The sequence below is a fragment of the Kitasatospora sp. MBT63 genome, from assembly GCF_000710465.2.
Taxonomy (GTDB): Bacteria; Actinomycetota; Actinomycetes; order Streptomycetales; family Streptomycetaceae; genus Kitasatospora.
In genome coordinates this window covers 5,637-7,891 of the sequence record NZ_JAIZ01000446.1, presented here as the reverse complement: position 1 = coordinate 7,891, position 2,255 = coordinate 5,637, and the positions used below count along the sequence as shown (strand labels likewise).

Annotated in this window: 3 protein-coding genes; all 3 read right to left on the bottom strand. The window is 73.7% G+C overall.

Annotated features, from left to right (window positions below):
• On the bottom strand, window positions 1-181 hold a 181-nt coding region (locus AA75_RS24335; protein ID WP_033822349.1), incomplete at its 3' end, for a hypothetical protein.
• 307 nt (window positions 182-488) lie between these two features.
• Window positions 489-1,274, bottom strand: a complete 786-nt coding sequence (locus AA75_RS24330; RefSeq protein ID WP_033822348.1) for a DNA-formamidopyrimidine glycosylase family protein — start codon at window positions 1,272-1,274, stop codon at window positions 489-491.
• Between the two features lie 26 nt (window positions 1,275-1,300).
• A partial coding sequence (locus tag AA75_RS52340; protein ID WP_033822347.1) for a diacylglycerol kinase family protein occupies window positions 1,301-2,255 on the bottom strand: 955 nt, incomplete at its 5' end.

Here is a 2,255-nt window from a genome sequence, read left to right as displayed (position 1 = left end):
GCACCGGATACGCCGGCGCCTTCGCCTTGGCCGGCGTCAGATTCTTCCCCTTGACCGGCTTCTGACCCGCGTTCACCGCCGAGGACGGCGACCACACCTTCCCGTGCGGGCGCTTCGCCGCCAGCGCCTCCGCCGACGGCGCCGCCAGCAGCGACATCAACAACGCCAGCAGGCTGGCCATACCCAGCCATCGATGACGCCCCCACAACCATCTACCGATTGGCGTTCGTGCTCGCCAAGCCCCCACGAAAAACTCCCCATGATGGATCAACAGATACCGACAATCCGCACAGACGGGCGAATGCCAAGGAGACCCTATGGGTGGCCGGGGGGTGGCCGTCGTGGCCGGTTCCACCGAGCACGAAGCTTTGCATGATCTTTGCTCGACCTATCGGGCGAAGATCACAATCACGACATCACGATTTGTCGACACACTGTCAGAAATGCCGCTGTGACGTGGGATTTCGTCCGCCGCCGAGGTGACGGCGTCACCCCACCGGGCCGCGCTGGCAGTGCGGGCACCAGGTGGCGGGACGGTCCTGGGCGTGGGTGGCGGTGCGCAGCGGGGTTCCGCAGCGGGAACAGGGGCGGCGGGCCCGGCCGTACACCCAGTGCTGTCGTCCGGGCCTGGTCTCGCCGGTGGTGATGTGGCCGGGCCGGAGCTTGTTGGCGTCCAGGAGTTGGCGGGCGCGGGCGAGCAGGCGGTCGAGGGCGGGCAGCGAGCCGACGGGGGTCCAGGGGGTGACGCCCGCGAGGAAGCAGAGTTCGTTGGCGTACACGTTGCCGATGCCGGCCAGGTTCTGCTGGTCCAGGAGGGCCTCGCCGATCGGCCGCTCGGGCCGGGCGAGGAGGCGGCGGCGGGCCTCGGCGGCGTCCCAGTCGGGACCGAGCAGGTCGGGGCCGAGGTGCCCGACGGCGCGCTGCTCGTCGGCGGTGCGCAGCAGTTCGACGACGGGCAGCCGGTAGCCGACGGCGGTGTGCTGCTCGGTGCCGAGGACGGCGCGGATCTGGAACGCCGGACCGCCGCTCCAGCGTTCACCCGCCCGGTAGACCGCCCAGCGGCCGTCCATCCGCAGGTGGGTGTGGAGGGTGAGGCCGCCGTCGATCCTGGTGAGCAGGTGCTTGCCGCGCGGGACCACCTCGAGTACCCGGCGGCCGGTGAGGTCGGCGGTGGCGTGCGCGGGCACCCGCAGGTCGGCTCTGGTCAGCAGGTGGCCGGCCAGCGCGGCGTGCAGGTCGGCGCAGACGCGGTAGACCGTGTCGCCCTCGGGCATCGGGGCTCAACTCCGGCGCGGGCCCGTCACGGCACCGACGGGTGCTCGGGGCGGTAGACGGTCAGCGCCCGCGGCGACTTGTGCAGCAGCAGGCGGTCCGGGGCGGGGACCACCTCGCCGTCGACGGAGAAGTGGCCGACCCCGCGGAGGTCCGTCAGGTCGAGGGCCTTCAGCCGTACTTCGCGGTAGACCCGCGAGGTGCCCAGGGTACCGAGCAGGAAGGCGCCGACCAGCCGGGTGCGGGCGAACGGCGTGCTGCCGTCGACGGCGCGGATGTCGAGCCGGCCGTCCTGGAGGCTGCTGCGGTGGGTGGGGGCGAAGCCGCGCGGCTGGTACGGGCCGTTGCCGGCGAACAGCAGCCACAGCTGCCGGGGCACCCCGGAGACGCTGAGGTGCATCGGTTCGGCGGTGCGCAGCACCCGGACCAGGGCGAGACCGAGCGCGGGCCACTTGCCGAGCCGCTTCTCGTGGGCCTCGCGGACCCGGACCAGGTCCGGGTAGATCCCGATGCTGAAGGTGTTGAGGAAGGACCGGTCGGTGTCGTGGTCCCCGTGCTCGCCGTGGCCGCCGGTGACCCGGCCGAGGTCGACGCCGGCCGCGCTGCCGGCCTCGACGGCCTCGGCGGTGGAGCGCAGGTCGGGGCTGCCGAGGTCGGCGGCGAAGTGGTTGAGGGTGCCGCCGGGGAAGACCGCGAGCGGCAGCTCCGCGCGGGCGGCGACGGTGGCGGCGAGGTTGACGGTGCCGTCGCCGCCGCAGACCCCGAGGGCTCCGCCGGCGCGGGCGGCGTCGGCGGCGGCGCGGTCCATCAGCGCGGCGAGGTCGTCGTCGGGACCGGCCACCCGCAGGTCGGCCTCGGGCAGCAGGGCGCGCAGCTGTTCGACGGCGCCGTCCGGGCCGTCGGCGCCGGCGCCGGGGTTGACCACCACGGTCAGGCCGCGGCCTCCGGGCAGGGCCGGCGCCTCGACAGCGGGTGGCGCTGCG